This window comes from Cyanobium sp. NIES-981, assembly GCF_900088535.1.
Taxonomy (GTDB): domain Bacteria; phylum Cyanobacteriota; class Cyanobacteriia; order PCC-6307; family Cyanobiaceae; genus NIES-981.
In genome coordinates, this window is sequence record NZ_LT578417.1 from 818,622 (window position 1) to 837,847 (window position 19,226).

Genomic DNA, 19,226 nt, shown 5'->3' on the forward strand with positions numbered 1-19,226 from the left:
CTTCCGCCAGCTCAGCCCGGCAGCCGTGCCGCCAGATCCTCCGGCACCCGGAAGACTTCGCGACGCCCATCCTTGCCCGCGATCAGCAGCCCACGCGCAGCCAGCTTCTGCAGATCGCTGCGAGCGGTCTGATGGCTCACCCCATGGCTGTTCTGGTGCGAGAGCACCGTGTAGCGAAACCCGGAATGCCGCAGGGCATGACGCAGCAGCGCCAGCTGGCGGTGATTGAGGCCAGCGATCCCCTCCAGCCGCTGCTGCAGGGCCCCCACCTCGCCGGCCTTGCGCTCCAGGTAGGCATGCAGGCTGGCGATGGCCTGCTGGATCACCTTCACCTGGGCCAGCAGGAAGTAGGTGAGATCGTTGTCGTCGCTCTCACTGAGCAGGAATGAGCGCTCGTACTGCCCCCGGGCCTTGTTGATCACGGACGAGATCGAGATGAACTCGAACAGCCAGTAGCCCTGATGCAGCATCGCCCAGTAGAAGAGCGCCCGGGCTGTGCGGCCGTTGCCATCGCAGAAGGGGTGGTCGTAGGCCAGCCAGAAGTGCAGGGCAATCGCCCGCACCACCGGGTGGATGAACACCTTGGGGGTCTCGCCATTGGCAAAGCGGCACAGCTCCTCCAGCCGCCCGGGCAGTTCCTCCGCTGGTGGCGGCACGTGGAACACGGTGCCTTTGGCGCCATCCACCACCACCTCCTTGCCGGCTGGGCGCAGGCGGCCAGCATCGGCCAGGTCATCCAGGGTGCCTTCGCTCACGAGCCTGTGCAGCTCCCGCACCAGCTGCGGCGTCAGCGCTTGCTTGCTCACCTCCTGGATGCGCTGCATCGTGAGGAAGTTGTTGAGGATCATCCGCTCGGAACGATCGCGCGGTGGCCGGCGGCTGCGGATCATCGCCTTGGCCACATCCCGCGTGGTGGAAGCGCCCTCCATCTGCGAGGAGGTGATCGCCTCCTCCATCAGTGAGCTCAGCAGATAGCGATCCCGCGTCGACCGGGTGGTGACGGCCTCGGGCGCCATCACGCTCGCCCCGGCCTGCATATCGATCTGGTGCAGCGCCTGCTGAAGCACAAGCGGCTGCGAGAACCAGAAGGCCTGGCCGTCAGCGGCCAGCAGTGGCAGGGGTGTGGGCCGCCTGGAGAGTTTCTCCGCCAGCCACCACTGCTCATGGCTCAGCCCCTCAGGCGGGGTGCGATAGCGCAGCTCATCCCAGTGGAGGTAGCGATCACCACTGGCTTCGCCTGCGAGACCGGCGAGCAGCCGCAGCGTCTCCCGTAGGTCGCCGCAGTGCTTCAGCAGCTCCTTGAGGGGAGGGGGCTTGCGGGGCAGCCGGGTGGGCAAGGGCTGATGAACTTCAAACTTGCTTCAAATTAGAAGATGGCTTGACGTTGTGTTCGGGGCGTGGGCGGGCCTTTGTCGACTGGCGGACTCTCCGGAGGCTGGTGCAGCCGCCATGCCTTCGCAATCCAGGATCAGCGCTGCCGCTCCCTCCAGATCTCCTGCACAAAGGGATCGGCAACCCCGTAGAGGCCATGGCCCAGCCGCATCAGCACATTGTCTCCAAGGAGTTCGTTCACCACCGGTTGGATCTCCTCCACCCGCACCTCCCGGCCGATCGCCTCGCCGTAGGCCGCGGCCGCTTCGGCTGAGAACAGACCCCTGGCTGGGCCCTCCTCCCGGGCCACCCGCTCAAAGATCGCCATGGCCAACCCGCCGAGCTGTTCCACCTTCTGCAACTCCAGGTCTGCGGCGGAGCCGCGCAGGGTGGCGGCAATCACCGGCAACAGCTCATCCGGCTCCAAGTCCGAGTCACCACGGCTGCTGAGCTGAAGTTGCTGCAGGGCACGCAGAAACTCCTCAGGCCGATGGCCCAGGGTCTGGAAGGCCTTCCAAGCCGTCTCCTCCGATGGCAGGGCCTGCACAGCGTCGTCTTGCAACCGCTGCAGCACATGGCGCACATAGTCCTGATCCAGAACGGGGTAAGGCAGCGAGGTGGCCCCGGCGAACGCCTGGTTGCGTCGTGCGGTCAGTTCACCCACAAGGGCTCGATGCGAGCCGGTGCCGAGAAACAGGAAGTGGCCTGGCGTCTCCGGTCTGGGGTTGATGGCGTCTCGGGCGGCTTTGAGGGCCAGCAACAGCTGATTGCCCTCCTCGGTTGTGATCGCCTGCTGCACCTCATCCACGATCAGCACCACATCACCCTTGGCCTGATCCACCACCTCCGTGAGCGCCTGAGCCAGGCTGGCGCCACCGGGCTCTCCCAGCTGCTCCAACTGGAACCCAAAGCGAAAGCCCATTCCGCCAAGCTCAAGCCCCCTGAGCCGTCGCAACCGGGCCAGCGGCGCCGAGGCCGGAGTCGCCAGCTCCTTCAGCACGCGGCGGACGGCGGCATAAACCAGCGCGGCTGGGCTGGCCTTGATGTCACTCCACAGGTCCACGTAGATCACCACCGCACCCTGAGCTTCCAGTTCCGGCACAAGGTCGGTGCGCAGGAAGGTGGTTTTCCCCGTGCGGCGCAGCCCTGAGAGAAACAGGCCTGAGCGCAGGCCCTCGTCGAGAACTCCAGGGCGCAGCAGCCGGCCCGCCAGCTCGGAGGCCAGAGCGGGACGGCGGAAGACGGCGGCCATGGCTTAGGGGGAACTACGGCAGCTCACTAATTATGGCTGAGCCATAAATGCCCATAAGCTGCCCCCGGTGCATGGGGCCACCACAATGCCCCCATGGCCACCTCCGCCGAGATCCGTCAGCAGCTGGTCGCCGCCCTGCGCAGCGATCTGATCGGCCCCGGCTGGCAGGACGTGGCCCGGCGCCATGAACAGCTCAGCCAGCCCCCGTCGGTCTGGTACACCACGGGCTTTTTGGTGCCGCATAAGTTCCAACAGGAAGCGGGACGGCCACCCGAGCCGGGAGAGGACTCCAACGCCGATCAGGCGGGAGAGGAACCCAGCAATGACGCCTCCATTCGGCTGGAGAAGAAGGAGCCCGACGAAGACGCAAACGACTCGCTGGCCCAGGCCAACAAGCGCCGCACCTGGTTCCCGTCGTCCCTGGGAATGAGCTTCATCCTGGAGCGGGGCTCCACCCTGGAGGCCACCGTGAGCTGGGGCGACTACACCCCGCCCGCCGACGGAGAAGAGCCCAGGCACTGGCTGCGCACGCCTCAACGGGTGCAGCACAGCTTCGTGATCGCCGGCCCCGGCAGCAGCTACGACATCCCTCTGGAGGCCAACCCCGAAGGCCTGTGCCTGCGCTGGATTGCCCGGACAGCCCCGAAGAAACTCGGCTATCCCAGCGATCAGCTCTCGGTGTCGCTGTTTCTGCTGAACAAGCGCGAGCCGCCCAGGGCCAACCAGATTCGCTACCGCGATCCCTTCACGGCTTTCCAGGCTGAGCTGAGCCTCCATTGCCCCCAGGGCTTCCCGCCGCGCCGGGACGCGCTGCAGAGCGCTGCCAACCAGGACAGCGATGAAGCGCTCGCGGCCCTGCAGTATCGACGCGACTTCTGTTTTGCCAGCGGTCACAACGTGGCCGTGATCGCCGCTGGTATCCACGAGGATCGGCCGGATCGCGCCTTCACACTCACCACCACCTGGCTGCCCACGGCCGAGGTGATGCGCGTGTTGCCGGAACCGCCGGCGACGGCCGCCAACGTGCCGATGGGAATGGAGGCTCTGGCGGATCTGGCCCAGAGCGAGCAGATCATCGCCAAGCTCCTGCCGATGGTGACGGCCTACCGGGGCTGGATCACCCAGCAACCCAAGCACCCCATCAGCGAGAAGGATCAGAACGACACGGCCAAGCAGCTGCGCGCCCAGGCCCAGGACTGTGCCGATCGTATCGAGGCCGGCATCCGTTTGCTCGCCGATCCGCTGGTGCGCGAAGCCTTCCGCACCATGAACCTGGTGATGGCCCGGGCCCAGCGCCAGCGCTCGGCCTTCAGCGCCAGGGTGCCACCGGAGCGGATCGGCAAGCAGCCCGGCACCCGCACGCCCGGCTGGCGGTTCTTCCAGCTGGCGTTCGTGTTGATGAACCTGCCGGGTCTGGCCCAGCCCGATACCGAACGCGGCCGGCTGGATCGCGAGACGGTAGAGCTGCTGTTCTTCCCCACTGGTGGCGGCAAGACCGAGGCCTATCTGGGCCTGGCGGCCTTCACGCTGGTGCACCGGCGCCTGGCCCATCCCGGCATCGAATCGGCGGGTGTCACCGTGCTGATGCGCTACACCCTGCGCCTGCTCACCCTCGATCAGCTGGGCCGCGCCGCCACCTTGATCTGCGCCCTGGAGCTGGAGCGCCTCAAGCGGGCCGAGGCCGGCGATCGCTTCCTGCTGGGGGAGTGGCCGTTCGAGATCGGCATGTGGGTGGGCAAGGCCGCCACCCCCAACAAGCTCGGCGGGCCTGGCGATTCCGATGACAAGTGCACCCACGCGGTGCTGAACCGCTGGACAAAGCGGGGCGGCGAGAGACCCATCCCGATCGAAACCTGCCCCTGGTGCAATCGGCCCTTGCGGCCGGAAGGCTTCAAGCTCCTTCCCCCCAAGAAGCCTGATCGGCTGGAGATCTACTGCCGAGAGCCGATCGTTCCTGAGGATCGCCAGGAGTTCACCCACATGGGCCCCTGCCCCTTCCACAAGGATGTGCCGCTGCCGGTGCTCGCCGTAGATGAGCAGATCTATCGGCGGTTGCCCTGCTTCCTGATCGCCACAATCGACAAGTTCGCCGCCCTGCCCTGGTTGGGGAAGACCTCGGCCCTGTTCGGCAACGTGAGCCACTACCAGTTACCCACAGGGGGAGCAGTAGCGGGCTTCTGGGGCCCGGCCGAGAAGGCCATGGGCCTGACGATCCCCCACGGCCGGCTGCTGCCGCCTGAGCTGGTGATTCAGGACGAGCTGCACCTGATCAGCGGCCCCCTTGGCACCTTGGCCGGCCTCTACGAGGCGGTGATCGAACGGTTGATGCGGCCCACGTCCGAGTCGCCACCGCCCAAGATCATTGCCTCCACCGCCACGGTGCGCCGGGCGGAAGCCCAGATCCGGGCCCTGTTCGGCCGTGGCCAGGCCCGGGTGTTCCCGCCGCCTGGTCCTGAGCGGGGCGACAACTTCTTCTCCCGCACGGAGCCAGACCCCAACCAGGCCCGCCTCTATGTGGGCCTTTCCGCGCCGGGCCGCAACCTCAAGGGTGTGCTGCTGCGCAGCTACCTCGGCCTGATGGCCGCGGCCCAGAAGGCCTGGGATGACCACAAGGGCATGGGAGCCAGGAACCCGGCGGATCCCTACATGACGCTGCTGGGCTACTTCTCCAACCTCAAGGAGCTGGGGGTCACCCGCAGCATCCTCGAGGACGAACTCGGCGCCCAGCTGGAGGCATTCGCCAGCAACCGGGCCCTGCCGATGGAGGGCGTCGACAACCCCTTTGCCAGCCGCAGCCGGCCCGCCATGCCCGAGGAGCTCACCTCGCGGGTGAGCACAGCACAGATCAGTGCCACCAAGGATCGCCTCTCCAAGCCCTACGTCGACAAGGAACGCCTGGATGTGGCCCTGGCCACCAGCATGATCTCGGTGGGCCTCGACATCTCCCGGCTGGGGTTGATGGTGGTGCTCAACCAGCCCAAGACGGCCGCCGAGTACATCCAGGCCACCAGCCGGGTGGGCCGGCAACTGAGCGGGAATCCTGAGGAGAACAAGCCGGGCCTCGTCCTGGTGCTGCTCAACCCCAACCGCCCCCGGGATCGCTCCCACTTCGAGCTGTTCCCTTACTGGCACCAGACGTTCTATCGGCACGTGGAAGCCACCAGCTGCACCCCCTTCGCCAGCCGGGCGCTTGATCGCGGCCTGCCTGGGGTGGTGGTGGCCATGGCCCGTCACACCGATGCCCGGCTGGCGCCGGCCAAGGGGGCGATGGCCGCTGACGCGCTGCAGCAGATCAAGGAGCAGATCGCCGCGGCCCTGCAGAGCCGTTGCATGGCCTCCGGCGCTGCCGACGATGGCCACAGCCATCTGCTGCCCACGGAGGTGCGTGATCAGGTGATCGATCTGATGGAGGCCTGGTGGAAGCTCACCCAGCAACCCGAGGTCAAACTCCAGTACTGGACCTATGAGGACAAGGGCGCTGGCGCCGGCCTGCTGCACACCCCCCTGGACAACGACACGCTCTATGCCAGCGACGGCTACAAGCAGTTCACCACCAACTGGAGCCTGCGCGATGTGGAGCCCGCGGTGCCGATCCGGCTGGTGAACTTCCGGGAAGAGATCACCGCTGAGGACTAGCTGAACCATGCCGCCGAGCAGCCGCCGCCAATCCGCACCACCGCCCCTGGGAGAAGTGCGCCAGAGCCAGGTGCTGCAGCTTGCTGGCCCTGGCGCCATGGTGGATCTGCCCGACTACGCGGTGCTGATCGGCGGGCTCGATTTCTGGAACGACCGCGGCTGCGATCAGATCCATGAACCCCGGCTGCTCCGCCTGGCGCGGCAGGCCACCGGCGCGGCGCGGGTGGATCTGCGCACCCCACCCAAGGAGGTGGATCCCCTGAAGAAGATCAGCGGCTCGATCAAGGCGCTGCGGTTTCCGGAGTGGTCGGTAGTGCAGAAGAAGCTGCCCGACCGCGAGGCCTTCGGCATCCCATGCAGGGCCCGCCTGCTGGTGCACTTCAACGACAGCTGCATCAAGGACTGGAAGAAGTACAAGGACGCCGACGGCGAACATGCGCTGGTGCCGGTGCGCTTCGTGATGGCGTGCCCGCACGGGCACCTCAGCGACATCCGCTGGCGCGACTTCTGCTTCAACCAGTTCGGTTGCAAGAACGACGAACGGCTTTATCTGCTGGAGGCCGGCACCGGTAACGACTTCACCCAGATCTTCGTGCAGTCGGAGGGTGGCGTCACCCGCAAGCTCGCCGATGCCCTGATCCCCGAGACCAAGGCTCTCGGCACCTGCCAGGGGCACACCCCCTGGCTGGGGCGTTACAGCCGTGATCAGGAGCGCTGCCTCACCGATGGCGAACCCACGTTGAACCGCCTGCTGGTGCGATCGGCCACCAACGCCTACTTCAGCGAGACGATCTCGGTGATCTCCCTGCCGGAGGAGGCCGGCGCCCTGGCCAAGCGGGTCACCGAACTCAAGGATGAGCTGGAAGGCATTGAGGCTGAGGACGACATCGCAGCGGCGCTGAAATTCAACCCCCGGCTCAAGAGCGCTTTCGCAGGCGTGGAGCCCGCGGCGCTCTGGCAGGCGATCGAAGCCCTTCGCGGCGGAAGCAGCGGCGACATGCCCCAACCGAAGGACGAGGAACTGCGGCTGTTGGTGGGCCCGATGGAGGGGGTCTCCAGCACGGCGGAGGACAGCCTGTTCGAGGCGAGCGTGTGGTCACCGCCGGATCCACCGGCCTGGTTTCAGCGGGCCATCCGCCGGGTGCTGCTGGTGCGGCGACTGCGGGAGGTGCAGGCTCTGGTGGGCTTCACTCGCTTCACACCGCGCACCAGCAGCCTGGGCGGGCTGCCGATCGACACCACCGGAGCCAACCGCCGCGCTCCCCTGGCCAACGATCTGCGCTGGCTGCCGGCGGCCGAGAACAAGGGGGAGGGCATCTTCATCGAGTTCGAGCCGGCCACGATCAAGGCCTGGGCGGCCAGCGATGCTGTGGTTAGCCGCGCCGGCCAGTTCAGCCAGGCCTTCGAGAACGACTGGCTCAAGTCGCGGGGGCTGGATGCCGAGCAGTTCCCCTTCCCCGGAGCGCCTTACCTCCTGCTGCACAGCCTCAGCCATCTGTTGATCACCGAGATGGCGCTGGAGTGTGGCTATGGCGCCAGCTCGATCCGTGAGCGGATCTACGCCAACGCGGAGATCGGCTACGGCATCCTGCTGCTCACCAGCAGCTCGGGGTCCGAGGGAACCCTGGGCGGCCTTGTGGATGCCGGAAAGCGGATCGTGCCCTACCTGGAGCGGGCCTTCGAGCGGGGGCAGCTGTGCAGCAACGATCCGTTCTGCTCCGAGCACGATCCCAACCACCCCTTCGACATCCGGCCCACCCATGGCGCGGCCTGCCACGGCTGTGAGCTGATCGCCGAAACCTCCTGTGAGCAGCGCAATGAGTTCCTTGATCGGGCCCTGGTGAGCCGCACGGTGGCGGTGGTGGACGACGCCGATGATCTGAGCTTCTGGAGCTTCATCAACTCGGGAGCCTCCTGATGGCCCTCAAGCTTCCGGCTGAAACGCTTAGGAGTTTGCAGAAAAAATCTCGTCGCGAGGCGAGTTCTCCCCCTCCGTGACCCAGCCAGCTGGTCATGGCGAGGCGATTATTGGAATGACTCAGGCTCGCTGTGAGTCCCTGATCCTCGGGATTGGTACCTCGCTCGACGCTGAATCTCCTCGCAGGCTCCCATCTCTGGAGAACGGCCTGTTCATGCCATCGCCTCCACAGGCCTGAGCAGGTTGCTCAGGCGGATCAGGTTGTAGGCGATCACATGCAGTCCGAACATGGCACTGACATTGGCCTGGCCGCGCAGCTTGAACTGGCGCAGGCCGCCGAACTGCTTGATCCAGCCGAAAACCTTCTCGATGCCGCGGCGTGCATGGATCGACTTGGCATAGCCCTCATGGCGAGTGGTGCGGCCATCGATGGCGGAGCCGCCGGAGCGTCCTGCGTTCTGGGCGACATGCGGGGTAACGCCGATCCGTCGCATCTCTGCGACGAATCCATGGGTGTCGTAGTTCTTGTCAGCACCGATGGTTTTCTGGTGGTGCCCGGGGAGATCGGCGGCCATCTCCTTGGCCGCATCCCGTTCGCCGTAGCCGTCAGCCTGGGTCACCCGGCAATCCACCACCAGGGCATGGCGGTTGTCCATGAGCACATGCCCCCGGTAGCTGGGCAGGGCCGGGTGAACATTCGACTTGCGGGCCAGAAGAGCGTCGGGATCCGTGCCGGAGCGATGGGTCTTGTTGCTGAGACGCACCCCGCGGAAGTCGCCCTTGGCCCGCTTCCTGCCATCCTTGGCCGCCCCGAATCCCTCGCCAGGGCCTGATGGCGGAGGCGGCGGGTCATCCTCTCCGTCGATTCGCTCCAGGGAGGCATGTGAGGCCCAGGCTTGGAGCAGGGTGCCATCGACGGAGAAGTGTTCATTGCTGAGCAGCGGTTTCACCTCCGGTGCCGCCATCAGCTTCTCCAGGAACCGGCCCATCAACTGCTCGTTGAGCAGCCGCTCACGATTCTTGGTGAACGTGGTCGGATGCCAGATCGGATCGTCAGGACTCAAGCCCACAAACCAGCGGAACAGCAGGTTGTAGTCGAGCTGCTCCAGCAGCAGGCGCTCCGAACGGATCCCGTAGAACGCCTGCAGCAGTGAGGCCAGCAGCAATTGCTCAGGCGGTATCGATGGCCTGCCTTCTGAGGCATAGAGATGGCAGAAGGTGGGATTGAGGCGATCGAGAGCCTGATCCGCCAGCTTGCGAATCCGCCGCAGCGGATGGCCGGCCGGAATCCGCTCCTCGATCGAGACGTAGGAGAACAGTGAGCCTGTGCGCTCCTGCTGACCACGCATCAAGCCTGAGGCGGATACTCCATTTTCGCAGGGGTGGGCGGGTTTTTCAGCGAACTCTTAGAGCTGTCGCGGCCTCCCTGCGGCAACTCAGCTATGTGCCCACCAGCTGGCAGGGGGTGCTGGCAGGGCTGAACGCTGACGGCCGCGGCCAGCTCGAACCCTTCCTGGTGGCGATGACACGCGAGGGCGGCCATCCACGGTTGATGGCGCTGGTGCTGGACCAGCTGGCCGATCAGCAGGAGTCCCTGCAACGGGAGCGCGATGCCTGGAGCTTTGTGTGGTCAGGCCCTGAGCCCCTCCACGCCAAGACGGCCGACACCTTCGCCACGGTGGACCAATTGATCCGACGCGCCCGGTCCAGCCTGCTGATCGCCACCTACAACATCGGGCTCTCGTGTGAGTTCCGTGGGCTGCTGGAGTCGATCGCCCTGCGCCTGGAGTCGGAGGACCTGCAGCGCGTAGATCTGTTCTTCCACCCCGTTCAGATCGCTGAGGGCTTTGGCTCTGATCCCCTGGCCGCAATCCGCCGTTGGTTCCATGCCGAGGTGTGGCCCTGGCCAGCCAAGCCTCGGGCCTACGTTGACCGGAGACTGCTCAGCGGGCCTGCCGAGCGTTGCTGCCAGCACGCCAAGGTTGTGATCGCCGACGCCGAAACCGACCGCGCCAGCGCTCTGGTGACCAGCGCCAACTTCAGTGAGGCAGCCCAGCGCCACAACTTCGAAGCCGGCTGGCTGGTGTCACAGCCCTGGCGTGCCAAGCAGATCAGCGATCACTTTCAGAGGCTGGTGGCGGATAGGCTATTTGTTGAAATCTGACATCACATCCTGCCTGCAATCTTGATCGGATAGCAAAGCAGCCACAGAAACCATGAAAGAGATACCCAACGACAAACTCAAGCCCTATGACATCCCAGATCCCGATGGAGATCTGAATGAGTGGTTCGACTTCGCTCATACGATTAACGGCTATGAAGAAGCGGGCTCATTTAAAGCATGTGCCGAACTTGCCAATGAACAATCGGCCAAGACCCTCACCGAGATGCGCTGCGCCCTTTTATTTGAGGCCCGACGTGATCGGCATAGCGGAGGAATGGGCTACATCGACACAGACTGGATACGCAAACTGCTAAGGGGCATCAAGGAGATGGTTGAAGCTCAAGGCAACTTGTGAGACAGGAACCCGCAACCTGCAAGCTGTATCATGGACCCATCAAGTGACTCGGCCCCAGCCAGGCATCGAGATGACAAGCCCTACAAATAATCTGGGCACATTGGAGTCTGTGGATCTCCGAGAGGCTTGGTCACACGAGGCACACAGCTTCACCCCATGGCTTGCCGAAAATCTGGATCGCCTGTCTCAAGCCATCGGAATACCGCTAGAGCTAGAAGGGCAAGAAGTATCCGTATCAACATTTTCTGCTGACATCCTGGCAAGGAACCCCCAAGACGACGGCCTCATACTGATAGAGAACCAACTTGAAATAACCGATCACAATCACCTTGGCCAGATCCTGACCTACCTCGCAGGCCTGGAAGCAAAGATAGTCGTCTGGATCGCCAAAGAGTTTCCCGATCCACACCTATCAGCCGTGAGATGGTTGAACGACCACACCGTCGAGCCACTTTCTTTCTTCGCTGTCCATGGGGTTCCCACGATTTCGTGGACACCGATCAGGGGTTCACAGGGTTGAGTCTACGAGCTGCAATGAACTGCTGCTCATAGTCGATTGGACTGATGTAGCCAATCGTTGAATGGCGCCGTTCGCGGTTGTAGTAGCCCTCGATCCAGAAGGCCAGATCACGCTGCAGCTGCTGGGGTGAAACCAGTTCCTCTCGGTTGTCATCGAGGTCGAGTTCCAGCTACTGCTTCGCAGAAGCCTTCGGCTACAGGGTGGAGAAAAAGCTCTCCACCACGGCGTTGTCCCAGCAGCAGCCCTTGGCGGACATGCTGCAGCTGATCTCGTGCTTTTTGAGAAGGACTCGGTAGTCGGTAGCCCGGTACTGGCTGCCCTGATCCGTGTGCAGCAGCAGCAGCTCCGGTTCCACCTGCCGGTGGCCGAGCGCCCTGTTAAGAGTTCGCTGAAAAACCCGCCCACCCCTGCGAAAATGGAGTATCCGCCTCAGGCTTGATGCGTGGTCAGCAGGAGCGCACAGGCTCACTGTTCTCCTACGTCTCGATCGAGGAGCGGATTCCGGCCGGCCATCCGCTGCGGCGGATTCGCAAGCTGGCGGATCAGGCTCTCGATCGCCTCAATCCCACCTTCTGCCATCTCTATGCCTCAGAAGGCAGGCCATCGATACCGCCTGAGCAATTGCTGCTGGCCTCACTGCTGCAGGCGTTCTACGGGATCCGTTCGGAGCGCCTGCTGCTGGAGCAGCTCGACTACAACCTGCTGTTCCGCTGGTTTGTGGGCTTGAGTCCTGACGATCCGATCTGGCATCCGACCACGTTCACCAAGAATCGTGAGCGGCTGCTCAACGAGCAGTTGATGGGCCGGTTCCTGGAGAAGCTGATGGCGGCACCGGAGGTGAAACCGCTGCTCAGCAATGAACACTTCTCCGTCGATGGCACCCTGCTCCAAGCCTGGGCCTCACATGCCTCCCTGGAGCGAATCGACGGAGAGGATGACCCGCCGCCTCCGCCATCAGGCCCTGGCGAGGGATTCGGGGCGGCCAAGGATGGCAGGAAGCGGGCCAAGGGCGACTTCCGCGGGGTGCGTCTCAGCAACAAGACCCATCGCTCCGGCACGGATCCCGACGCTCTTCTGGCCCGCAAGTCGAATGTTCACCCGGCCCTGCCCAGCTACCGGGGGCATGTGCTCATGGACAACCGCCATGCCCTGGTGGTGGATTGCCGGGTGACCCAGGCTGACGGCTACGGCGAACGGGATGCGGCCAAGGAGATGGCCGCCGATCTCCCCGGGCACCACCAGAAAACCATCGGTGCTGACAAGAACTACGACACCCATGGATTCGTCGCAGAGATGCGACGGATCGGCGTTACCCCGCATGTCGCCCAGAACGCAGGACGCTCCGGCGGCTCCGCCATCGATGGCCGCACCACTCGCCATGAGGGCTATGCCAAGTCGATCCATGCACGCCGCGGCATCGAGAAGGTTTTCGGCTGGATCAAGCAGTTCGGCGGCCTGCGCCAGTTCAAGCTGCGCGGCCAGGCCAATGTCAGTGCCATGTTCGGACTGCATGTGATCGCCTACAACCTGATCCGCCTGAGCAACCTGCTCAGGCCTGTGGAGGCGATGGCATGAACAGGCCGTTCTCCAGAGATGGGAGCCTGCGAGGAGATTCAGCGTCGAGCGAGGTACCAATCCCGAGGATCAGGGACTCACAGCGAGCCTGAGTCATTCCAATAATCGCCTCGCCATGACCAGCTGGCTGGGTCACGGAGGGGGAGAACTCGCCTCGCGACGAGATTTTTTCTGCAAACTCTTAAGGGCCTCGATCACCAAGGCAGCATCCATGCGGTGATCGAGCTTCCAGCCGACGACACGGCGGCTGAACAGATCGATCCAGACGGCCAGATACCGCCAGCCCGCCGTGGTGCGGATAGAGGTGATGTCGCCCGCCCAACAGCGGTTGGGAGCCGGGGGCAGGAAGTCCTGCTCCAGCAGGTTCTCCACCACCCCAGCAGTCCCGCCGCCGGCCTTGGAGCAGGGCCGGAACGGCTTGCGGGTCCTGGCCTTGAGCCGAGCCCTCTGCATGAGTCGGGCGACACGGTGGCGGCCCACCGGATGGCCTGCAGCGCGCAGCTCCTGGTGGATCCGAGGAGAGCCGTAGAAGCCCCGGTGCTCGCCGAACACCGTCTGGATCTCAGCGGTGAACCGGGCGTTCTCGGCCGCCCGCTTTCCCGGCGCCTCCTGCCGCTGCCGCCAGGCGTAGAAGCCGCTGCGGGCCACACCCAGCTGCCGGGACAGCCAGGCCACCGAGTGCTGATCAGCGAGCTGATCGATCAGGCGAAACCTCTCGGCGGCAGCTGCTCTTTGGCAAAGTGCGCTGCCGCCAGCCTGAAAAATTCCTTCTCCCTCCTGAGTTCCCGGTTCTCCTTGCGGAGCCGGTTGAGCTCAGCGCGCTCCTCGCTGCTGAGCAGGCCCTGGTCGCGGGGGCCGGCCTGGCCGCGATCAATGCGGGCCTGACGCACCCAGCGGGCCAGGCTGCTGGAAGGAAGGCCGAGCCGCTCAGCAACGGCATTGCAGGAGAGGCCCTCCTGCAGGCAGAGGTCCACGGCCTCCGCCTTCTTCTGCGCCGTGAACCGGCGCCGGGTCTTGGTGAGGTTGCTCATCGATGAACAGTCTGATGGTCATGGCGTGACCCCTATCGACTTGTCCTTGAAATCGGGGGAACCCCAGCGGCGCTTCCTGCTGAGACGGCTGGAGAAGGTGAGTAGTGAATGGCACCTGCTCGCTACCACCTACTACTTGCTCAAGTTGTTCACGCATAAGTGAACAAAGCAGCAGGCGCTGGCCACAACCACCGGATGAAGCACCATAGCCCCAGTTAAAGCGGCAATGGGTGAATCAGCCCACGTCGACGGGGGTACTCACAGTAGAAGAACAGAGCCGAAGAGATCAGATCAGCTTTGGCTTTTGCCGTGTCTGGCGGGCTGCTGCTCTACATTCACAAAGTCCTAGCAAGCACCGTAGTGGCGGCTGAATACGGTTCCCCAGATCTTGCGGCAGATCGAGCCAGAAGTCGCCGGGACAGTCTCTGTAGAGAAGAGGTGGCGCTGGAAGAAGCTCCAACTGTATACCTGGATCTTCACCTCTAAAGCCGCGACGAAGGGATTATAAAAATTAGCATGGTAGGTCCTGACATCCCAGAGATTGAGCTTCGAATAAGTTTTCAGCAGCTCGGCCTGGGCCACGCCCTTGCTGATCAACGTGATCTCCACATCGGCCGAATACAAGGCTTCGTGGCGGAAGTCCAGCTTGAACGGGGTTATGAATGTGGCCTGTAGCTCCTGCGGACCCCATTTATCTTCGTCGCCTGGCTCGACCAGCCAGCCAAAATCAGCCATGTCCCTTTGCGAGGTGTAATTCCCGAGGCCCGTTTACCCTGATTCAATAGTGAACAGAAGTGAATGACGGGCGGTCATTCGCGTGGTGCGTGGGCGCCTCGTTGTTTCACGATGAACCCGGACGATTGACTTGTCAAGTCTTTCGTCGGGGCAAGCGATTGGTTGTTGGCGATACCAGTGATCCGGGGCGTTCTGTTTCACCTGCCGGCCCTCGAGCTGCCAGTGCTCGCCCTGCTCCAGCAGCACCGCACCCACCAGGCGGGTGCGGCATTTGATTTCCTCGTTCACCCGCTCGAGCAGGTTGGTGCTCCAGACCTTGCGCCAGTGCTGGTCTGGGAAGTGGCGGAAGGCGAGCACGTCCTCCCGGGCTTCGAGCATCAGGTCTGCCGCCCTGGGGAAACGCTCCGCCAGGGAGCTGGCCAGGTCATCCCAGCGGGCCTCGATCTCAGCGGCCTTCTCCTGGGCGAACACCGAGCGCAGCGCGGCGGTGACCATGCCCTGATGGGCTTTCGAGACCCACTGCAGCAGGTTCCTGGCGTAGGCGAACCCTTCCGCGTAGCGGTGATGAACACGGCAGAGCGGCCAGTTCCGCCGCAACATGCCGGATTCCATTCCAGTGGTGCTGTTGGCCCGCCTGGCGGTCTGCCGCCGTGTACAGGCACATGGCATCACCCTCGCCCCTCTGGCCGATGCCTTCGAGCGGGTTCTCCAGGCCAGCGAGCAGATCGGGGTGCGCGGGATCCTGGGGCATGCCATCTCCCCCGCCGCAAGGGCCTTCGATCTCCACACGGGCTTCGATCCCTCACCCACCGATCCCAACACCCTGGTGCTGCGGCTCTCAGATGTGGCCGCAGCCCTGAAGTCCTGAGCCATGCGGGGGCATGAGCCTCTCCCTTGCCCAGCCCCCACTGGGTTGATCACCGCGGTCTGCCGACCCCAAAGGGATTGCAAGGAAGAGCATCAGGTCCAACCACCAGAGTGCTCGATTCGGCTGATCAGCCACACAAGCTCCCGTTGATCACCCGCCCCGAATGTCATGCGGCAGTGAAAGCTAGGGGTCGCAGGGCTTGCCAAGTCACTCAGCTCTGGCTATGCCCTGGACATCGGGCCATCCTGCAGGAAGAGCCCGCCGTTCAACTCCAACTTTCAACTCAGAGCAGGCGACAATTGGAAGTAGCACGAAGCCAGGGAGAGCCCGTGAAGCGCTTTCTGGGGCTGTCCTTTTCAGGCGGCGGCTACCGGGCGGCGGCCTTCTCACTGGGCACTCTGGCACTGCTCAAGGATCTGGAGCTCCTGGACAAGACAGCGGTGCTCTCAGGCGTATCGGGTGGAAGCATCGCCCTGGGTGCCTATCTGTGCGCCAAGGCGGGCGCAGCACGGACGAATCCCACCTGCAAGCATGATGATCAGGAAGCATCATTTTACGACAGCTTTTTCACTCCGTTTCTGAGCCATCTTTCTACGGAGAAGATGGCACAAGAATTCGTCCATCTCTCCTGGTTAGTTCAGAACAGGAAACTGATCAAGGCAGCCGCCAAGTCGAATGATGATCTGTTCACGAGACTGCTGGGCGAGCAGGCGTTGATGGGAAGCGACCGAATCCAGGCCCTGCTCTCCAATGAGCGATTTTCTCCCGATTATGCCTTCTTCAACGCGACCGACATCAGCAGCCTGAATCTGTTTCGCTTTGGGTTGCAGAAGCACCAACTTGACGACGGCAATGATGTGGCCTTTGTGGTGGGCAGGTGGATCCTCACACCAAGGCTCTACCGCAATCCCACCCGAGACTTATACCGTTTCACCAAGTTGCTGCGCATAGCCGATTGTGTGGCCGCCTCCCACGCCTTCCCAGTAGGTCTGGAGCCGATGGTCTTCCCCAGCGACTTTTTCTCGCCTCACCGAGGAGGCGAAAAAGCCAAGGCCGCCTTTGCCAGCTCCGAGGTGTGCGAGAGACAACAGGCTTTGGGATTGCTGGATGGCGGCCTCTACGACAATCTCGGCCTCGCCAGTGTGGAGGATATCCGTACGTTGCTGGACAGCAAAAAACAGCCCACCGAACGAAGAGAATCCTCAGCAGATCGGTATGATGATCTGTTCCTGGTGATCGCCACGGATGTCGACAATATCCAGCCATCACTAAGCTTTTACAACGCGGCACAGAAACGGACCAACTCCACAGTTCGCCGCAGCAATCCATTAAGACTACTGTACTGGATTGCAATTCTTACTGCTCTGATCATCATAGCAATCAAGCAATGGATTCCATGGGCATTCCTCGTCCTTGTGCTCTTGGGCTTGGTTCTGTGGGCTTTTCTGCGCAACAGTGTCTCCACCATGTTGCTATCGTTAGGCTTCACGGATGGATTTGTCAGGCAGCGCGGGAGAAGTGATACCAGGGCGCTAATGGGCGCAACACTGCGTTTGGTTCTTGCAGAGCCAGGGCTGCTGGCAACACTGAAATCCAACCTTTGGCTGCAGCGAGCAAGCCAGCCAGTGCCCATGTTCAGCGGCTACCTCAAGCGCACACGCGCGCTTACCTACGGCTATCTCCAGAGCAAATATGATGATGAGCGAGAGAAGCGAGGCCGCAGCAAGAAGATCCATCAGGCCACTCCTCACTTGGTCAGGAATATGGTCTTCGAGCTTATCCAAGGCGCCGAATCTGACCCGGACTATGCATCCGAGCTGATCACGCTGCCAGTGCAGACATTCAATGCTCTCAACGACAATCTGGAGGAAGCCTATCGCGAGACGGCGGTGATGCGGAAGGTGCGTCACGCCCGAGTGGCAGCCCGCCTGATCAAGCAGCAGCAGGAAGGCGGAGGCAGTGTTCGCGGCGACACCATGGAGTCGGGCGATGATCCGTGTCTGTGGAAAATCTGGAAAGCAGTCAAGGATGAAAACCTACCAAATCCAGGTGATCAGGACTTGGATCAACTGATCGACAGACTCAAGCTCATCAAGGCGGCGCAGCTCTGGGACGTACTCTTTGAAGCCCTGCGGGTGGGATCAGGCCATACAGAAGCTCCCTGCTGCGAGGTCATCAGCCACACCATCCACCAGCTCGTCACGAACGTTGCTTCGATGCTCGAAGCGGCGCTGCATGCCCCAGAGATCACGGAGCAGCAGGTGCTGGAGAACTGCAGAATCAGCCCCGAGCGGGTGCCAAAGGAGTACTCATGGATTCCTCTGATCTGCGAAATGGCCACGAATCTGCCCACCACACTCTGGATCGAGGGCTTCCACTTCTATGCCCCAAGCCGGGTCCTTGATGGGCGGGTCGAGGCCCCGGGCTCCTGGTACAGCCGCAAGCCCGGCCAGGATCAACTTCAGGGCAGGATCCTGCTGAATCTGACACCAGGGGCGCAGTGCACGTGCTGTCAGAGCAAGATCCAGGATGGCAACTCAGCACAGCAGGGCGTGTGCCCGGCAGCAGCAGTCACCACCCTGGCTGGATATATCACAACCGTCTTCAACTTGCTGGAGTACTACTACAGCTATCTGGAACATAGCCAGTCGCTCGTCACTGGCCTGGCGCGAGCCCTGACCCGCCCGACCCCTATGGACTCGAGTAGCGACTCAGGGCCGATCGAACCAGGCTGCCAGCGGGCGCTGCTGGATCTGCCTTTTGCGGTGCGCCAGGCGGTCTGCCGGCAGCTCACAGTGCACGCGGAGTGGCTGCGAGCGTCAGAGCACGAAGCGGGTAACAACACAACAGAGCAGCCAGAGGATCTTCGGTGGATTGATCAGCCTCTCCTCAGTCATCTGGGCCAGCTTGACGACGTACAGGCCCGTCTGGATCTGTTGCGACCCTGGTTGCACAGCCGTGGGCCCTTCCCTGACAGCTGGTGGGGAGAATGTGGCGATGGCGATCGGTCAAGCTGAGTCAACTGGTCTGGCGAAGACCCTGGCTCACGGATCCTGGAGCCGCCGCCACCACAGCGCCATAGCGGCGGTTCACCTCGTTCCAGTTCACCCGAGTCCACCAGGCCTGGATGTAGTCAGGCCGCCGGTTCTGGTAGTTGAGGTAGTAGGCGTGCTCCCAGACATCGAGCCCCAGCAGCGGTGTGCCCCGCTCAAGGCCGGGCAGGTCCATCAGCGGGTTGTCCTGGTTCGGGGTGCTGGTGATCGCCAGGCGCCCATCGGGCCGGCGGATCAGCCAGGCCCAGCCTGAACCGAAGCGGCCGGCCGCCGCCTGGTTGAACTGGCCCTGCATCGCCTCCAGCGACCCGAAGCTGGCCTCGATGGCCGCCAGCAGCGCAGCCGACGGCTCGCCGCCCTGCCCCGCCGGTGCCATCACGGCCCAGAACTGGCTGTGGTTCCAGTGCCCGCCGCCGTTGTTGCGCACCGCCTCGGGAAAGCGGGAGATCTGGCCCTGCAGCGCCTCCAGGCTGAGGTTCGCCAGAGCCGGATTGGCGTCGATCTGCGCATTCAACTTGGCCACGTAGCCGGCGTGGTGGCGGTCGTGGTGGAGGGTCATGGTGGTGGCGTCGATCGCCGGCTCCAGCGCCTCGGCGGGATAGGGGAGCGGCGGCAGCGTGAACTCAGCCCAGGCGGGGGCCGCGAGGCCCAGCACCAGCAGCAGGGAGGTGAGGCAGGCCAGCAGGGCCTGGCCCGAAACGCGAGGGTGCATGGAACGGAAAGGGAGCAGGGCGGGATGGCCAGCCTG

General features: G+C 63.5%; 18 protein-coding genes. 8 read left to right on the forward strand and 10 right to left on the reverse strand.

Annotated features, from left to right (window positions below; genetic code table 11):
• Window positions 1-11: 11 nt before the first annotated feature.
• Window positions 12-1,337 (reverse strand): Fic family protein, encoded by a 1,326-nt coding sequence (locus tag CBM981_RS04220; protein WP_225867529.1) that lies wholly within the window; start codon window positions 1,335-1,337, stop codon window positions 12-14.
• Between the two features lie 131 nt (window positions 1,338-1,468).
• A complete protein-coding gene (locus CBM981_RS04225; RefSeq protein ID WP_087067392.1) occupies window positions 1,469-2,623 on the reverse strand; it encodes an AAA family ATPase in 1,155 nt (384 codons plus the stop codon).
• A 93-nt stretch (window positions 2,624-2,716) separates the two neighbouring features.
• Between CBM981_RS04225 and drmA the strand changes: the two genes are divergently transcribed.
• Window positions 2,717-6,259, forward strand: a complete 3,543-nt coding sequence (drmA, locus tag CBM981_RS04230; protein WP_087067393.1) for a DISARM system helicase DrmA — start codon at window positions 2,717-2,719, stop codon at window positions 6,257-6,259.
• Between the two features lie 7 nt (window positions 6,260-6,266).
• Complete coding sequence (gene drmB, locus CBM981_RS04235) at window positions 6,267-8,177, forward strand: DUF1998 domain-containing protein (protein WP_087067394.1); 1,911 nt, start codon at window positions 6,267-6,269, stop codon at window positions 8,175-8,177.
• A gap of 212 nt (window positions 8,178-8,389) precedes the next feature.
• On the opposite strand, the gene CBM981_RS04240 is transcribed toward drmB, so the two are convergent.
• Window positions 8,390-9,526, reverse strand: a complete 1,137-nt coding sequence (locus CBM981_RS04240) for an IS5 family transposase (RefSeq protein ID WP_087066680.1) — start codon at window positions 9,524-9,526, stop codon at window positions 8,390-8,392.
• A gap of 14 nt (window positions 9,527-9,540) precedes the next feature.
• Between CBM981_RS04240 and drmC the strand changes: the two genes are divergently transcribed.
• The 3 genes from drmC (at window position 9,541) to CBM981_RS15185 (ending at window position 11,216) form a co-directional block, all read left to right on the forward strand.
• Entirely contained in the window at window positions 9,541-10,341 is an 801-nt protein-coding gene (gene drmC, locus CBM981_RS04245) for a DISARM system phospholipase D-like protein DrmC (RefSeq protein WP_255376852.1), read from the forward strand.
• A gap of 52 nt (window positions 10,342-10,393) precedes the next feature.
• A complete protein-coding gene (locus CBM981_RS04250; protein WP_087067395.1) occupies window positions 10,394-10,696 on the forward strand; it encodes a hypothetical protein in 303 nt (100 codons plus the stop codon).
• 70 nt (window positions 10,697-10,766) lie between these two features.
• Window positions 10,767-11,216, forward strand: coding sequence for a hypothetical protein (locus tag CBM981_RS15185; protein WP_172820809.1), 450 nt, complete (start codon window positions 10,767-10,769; stop codon window positions 11,214-11,216).
• On the opposite strand, the gene CBM981_RS16160 is transcribed toward CBM981_RS15185, so the two are convergent.
• Together CBM981_RS16160 and CBM981_RS15780 are read right to left on the reverse strand one after the other, a co-directional pair.
• Window positions 11,197-11,385 (reverse strand): IS3 family transposase, encoded by a 189-nt coding sequence (locus CBM981_RS16160; RefSeq protein WP_369801685.1) that lies wholly within the window; start codon window positions 11,383-11,385, stop codon window positions 11,197-11,199. The genes CBM981_RS15185 and CBM981_RS16160 overlap by 20 nt on opposite strands.
• A gap of 24 nt (window positions 11,386-11,409) precedes the next feature.
• A complete protein-coding gene (locus tag CBM981_RS15780; protein ID WP_225867531.1) occupies window positions 11,410-11,571 on the reverse strand; it encodes a hypothetical protein in 162 nt (53 codons plus the stop codon).
• An 83-nt stretch (window positions 11,572-11,654) separates the two neighbouring features.
• Between CBM981_RS15780 and CBM981_RS04260 the strand changes: the two genes are divergently transcribed.
• Window positions 11,655-12,791, forward strand: a complete 1,137-nt coding sequence (locus tag CBM981_RS04260) for an IS5 family transposase (protein ID WP_087066680.1) — start codon at window positions 11,655-11,657, stop codon at window positions 12,789-12,791.
• A 132-nt stretch (window positions 12,792-12,923) separates the two neighbouring features.
• On the opposite strand, the gene CBM981_RS04265 is transcribed toward CBM981_RS04260, so the two are convergent.
• The 4 genes from CBM981_RS04265 to CBM981_RS15785 all read right to left on the reverse strand — a co-directional run bounded on the left by CBM981_RS04265 (window position 12,924) and on the right by CBM981_RS15785 (window position 15,226).
• Window positions 12,924-13,556 (reverse strand): IS3 family transposase, encoded by a 633-nt coding sequence (locus CBM981_RS04265; RefSeq protein ID WP_157665508.1) that lies wholly within the window; start codon window positions 13,554-13,556, stop codon window positions 12,924-12,926.
• On the reverse strand, window positions 13,493-13,822 hold the full coding sequence (locus tag CBM981_RS04270) for a transposase (protein WP_087067398.1): 330 nt from the start codon (window positions 13,820-13,822) through the stop codon (window positions 13,493-13,495). The genes CBM981_RS04265 and CBM981_RS04270 overlap by 64 nt, the downstream gene beginning before the upstream one ends.
• Before the next feature lie 345 nt (window positions 13,823-14,167).
• A complete protein-coding gene (locus CBM981_RS04275) occupies window positions 14,168-14,557 on the reverse strand; it encodes a hypothetical protein (protein WP_087067399.1) in 390 nt (129 codons plus the stop codon).
• Between the two features lie 33 nt (window positions 14,558-14,590).
• Entirely contained in the window at window positions 14,591-15,226 is a 636-nt protein-coding gene (locus tag CBM981_RS15785; protein ID WP_369801686.1) for a transposase, read from the reverse strand.
• On the opposite strand from CBM981_RS15785, the gene CBM981_RS04285 reads away from it, so the two are divergent.
• Both CBM981_RS04285 and CBM981_RS04290 read left to right on the forward strand, forming a co-directional pair.
• A complete protein-coding gene (locus CBM981_RS04285) occupies window positions 15,156-15,425 on the forward strand; it encodes a hypothetical protein (protein WP_197686667.1) in 270 nt (89 codons plus the stop codon). The genes CBM981_RS15785 and CBM981_RS04285 overlap by 71 nt on opposite strands.
• A gap of 329 nt (window positions 15,426-15,754) precedes the next feature.
• A complete protein-coding gene (locus CBM981_RS04290; protein WP_087067400.1) occupies window positions 15,755-18,442 on the forward strand; it encodes a patatin-like phospholipase family protein in 2,688 nt (895 codons plus the stop codon).
• 1 nt (window position 18,443) lies between these two features.
• On the opposite strand, the gene CBM981_RS04295 is transcribed toward CBM981_RS04290, so the two are convergent.
• A complete protein-coding gene (locus tag CBM981_RS04295) occupies window positions 18,444-19,190 on the reverse strand; it encodes a superoxide dismutase (protein ID WP_087069189.1) in 747 nt (248 codons plus the stop codon).
• Between the last annotated feature and the right edge of the window lie 36 nt (window positions 19,191-19,226).

What these genes read in the sequence shown, in the direction of transcription:
- CBM981_RS04225 (WP_087067392.1), bottom strand. Translation starts at nt 2,623, where the DNA reads ATGGCCGCCGTCTTCCGCCGTCCCGCTCTGGCCTCCGAGCTGGCGGGC.
- drmA (WP_087067393.1), top strand. Translation starts at nt 2,717, where the DNA reads ATGGCCACCTCCGCCGAGATCCGTCAGCAGCTGGTCGCCGCCCTGCGC.
- drmB (WP_087067394.1), top strand. Translation starts at nt 6,267, where the DNA reads ATGCCGCCGAGCAGCCGCCGCCAATCCGCACCACCGCCCCTGGGAGAA.
- CBM981_RS04240 (WP_087066680.1), bottom strand. Translation starts at nt 9,526, where the DNA reads ATGCGTGGTCAGCAGGAGCGCACAGGCTCACTGTTCTCCTACGTCTCG.
- CBM981_RS04250 (WP_087067395.1), top strand. Translation starts at nt 10,394, where the DNA reads ATGAAAGAGATACCCAACGACAAACTCAAGCCCTATGACATCCCAGAT.
- CBM981_RS15185 (WP_172820809.1), top strand. Translation starts at nt 10,767, where the DNA reads ATGACAAGCCCTACAAATAATCTGGGCACATTGGAGTCTGTGGATCTC.
- CBM981_RS04260 (WP_087066680.1), top strand. Translation starts at nt 11,655, where the DNA reads ATGCGTGGTCAGCAGGAGCGCACAGGCTCACTGTTCTCCTACGTCTCG.
- CBM981_RS04270 (WP_087067398.1), bottom strand. Translation starts at nt 13,822, where the DNA reads ATGAGCAACCTCACCAAGACCCGGCGCCGGTTCACGGCGCAGAAGAAG.
- CBM981_RS04275 (WP_087067399.1), bottom strand. Translation starts at nt 14,557, where the DNA reads ATGGCTGATTTTGGCTGGCTGGTCGAGCCAGGCGACGAAGATAAATGG.
- CBM981_RS04285 (WP_197686667.1), top strand. Translation starts at nt 15,156, where the DNA reads ATGCCGGATTCCATTCCAGTGGTGCTGTTGGCCCGCCTGGCGGTCTGC.
- CBM981_RS15785 (WP_369801686.1), bottom strand. Translation starts at nt 15,226, where the DNA reads ATGCCATGTGCCTGTACACGGCGGCAGACCGCCAGGCGGGCCAACAGC.
- CBM981_RS04295 (WP_087069189.1), bottom strand. Translation starts at nt 19,190, where the DNA reads ATGCACCCTCGCGTTTCGGGCCAGGCCCTGCTGGCCTGCCTCACCTCC.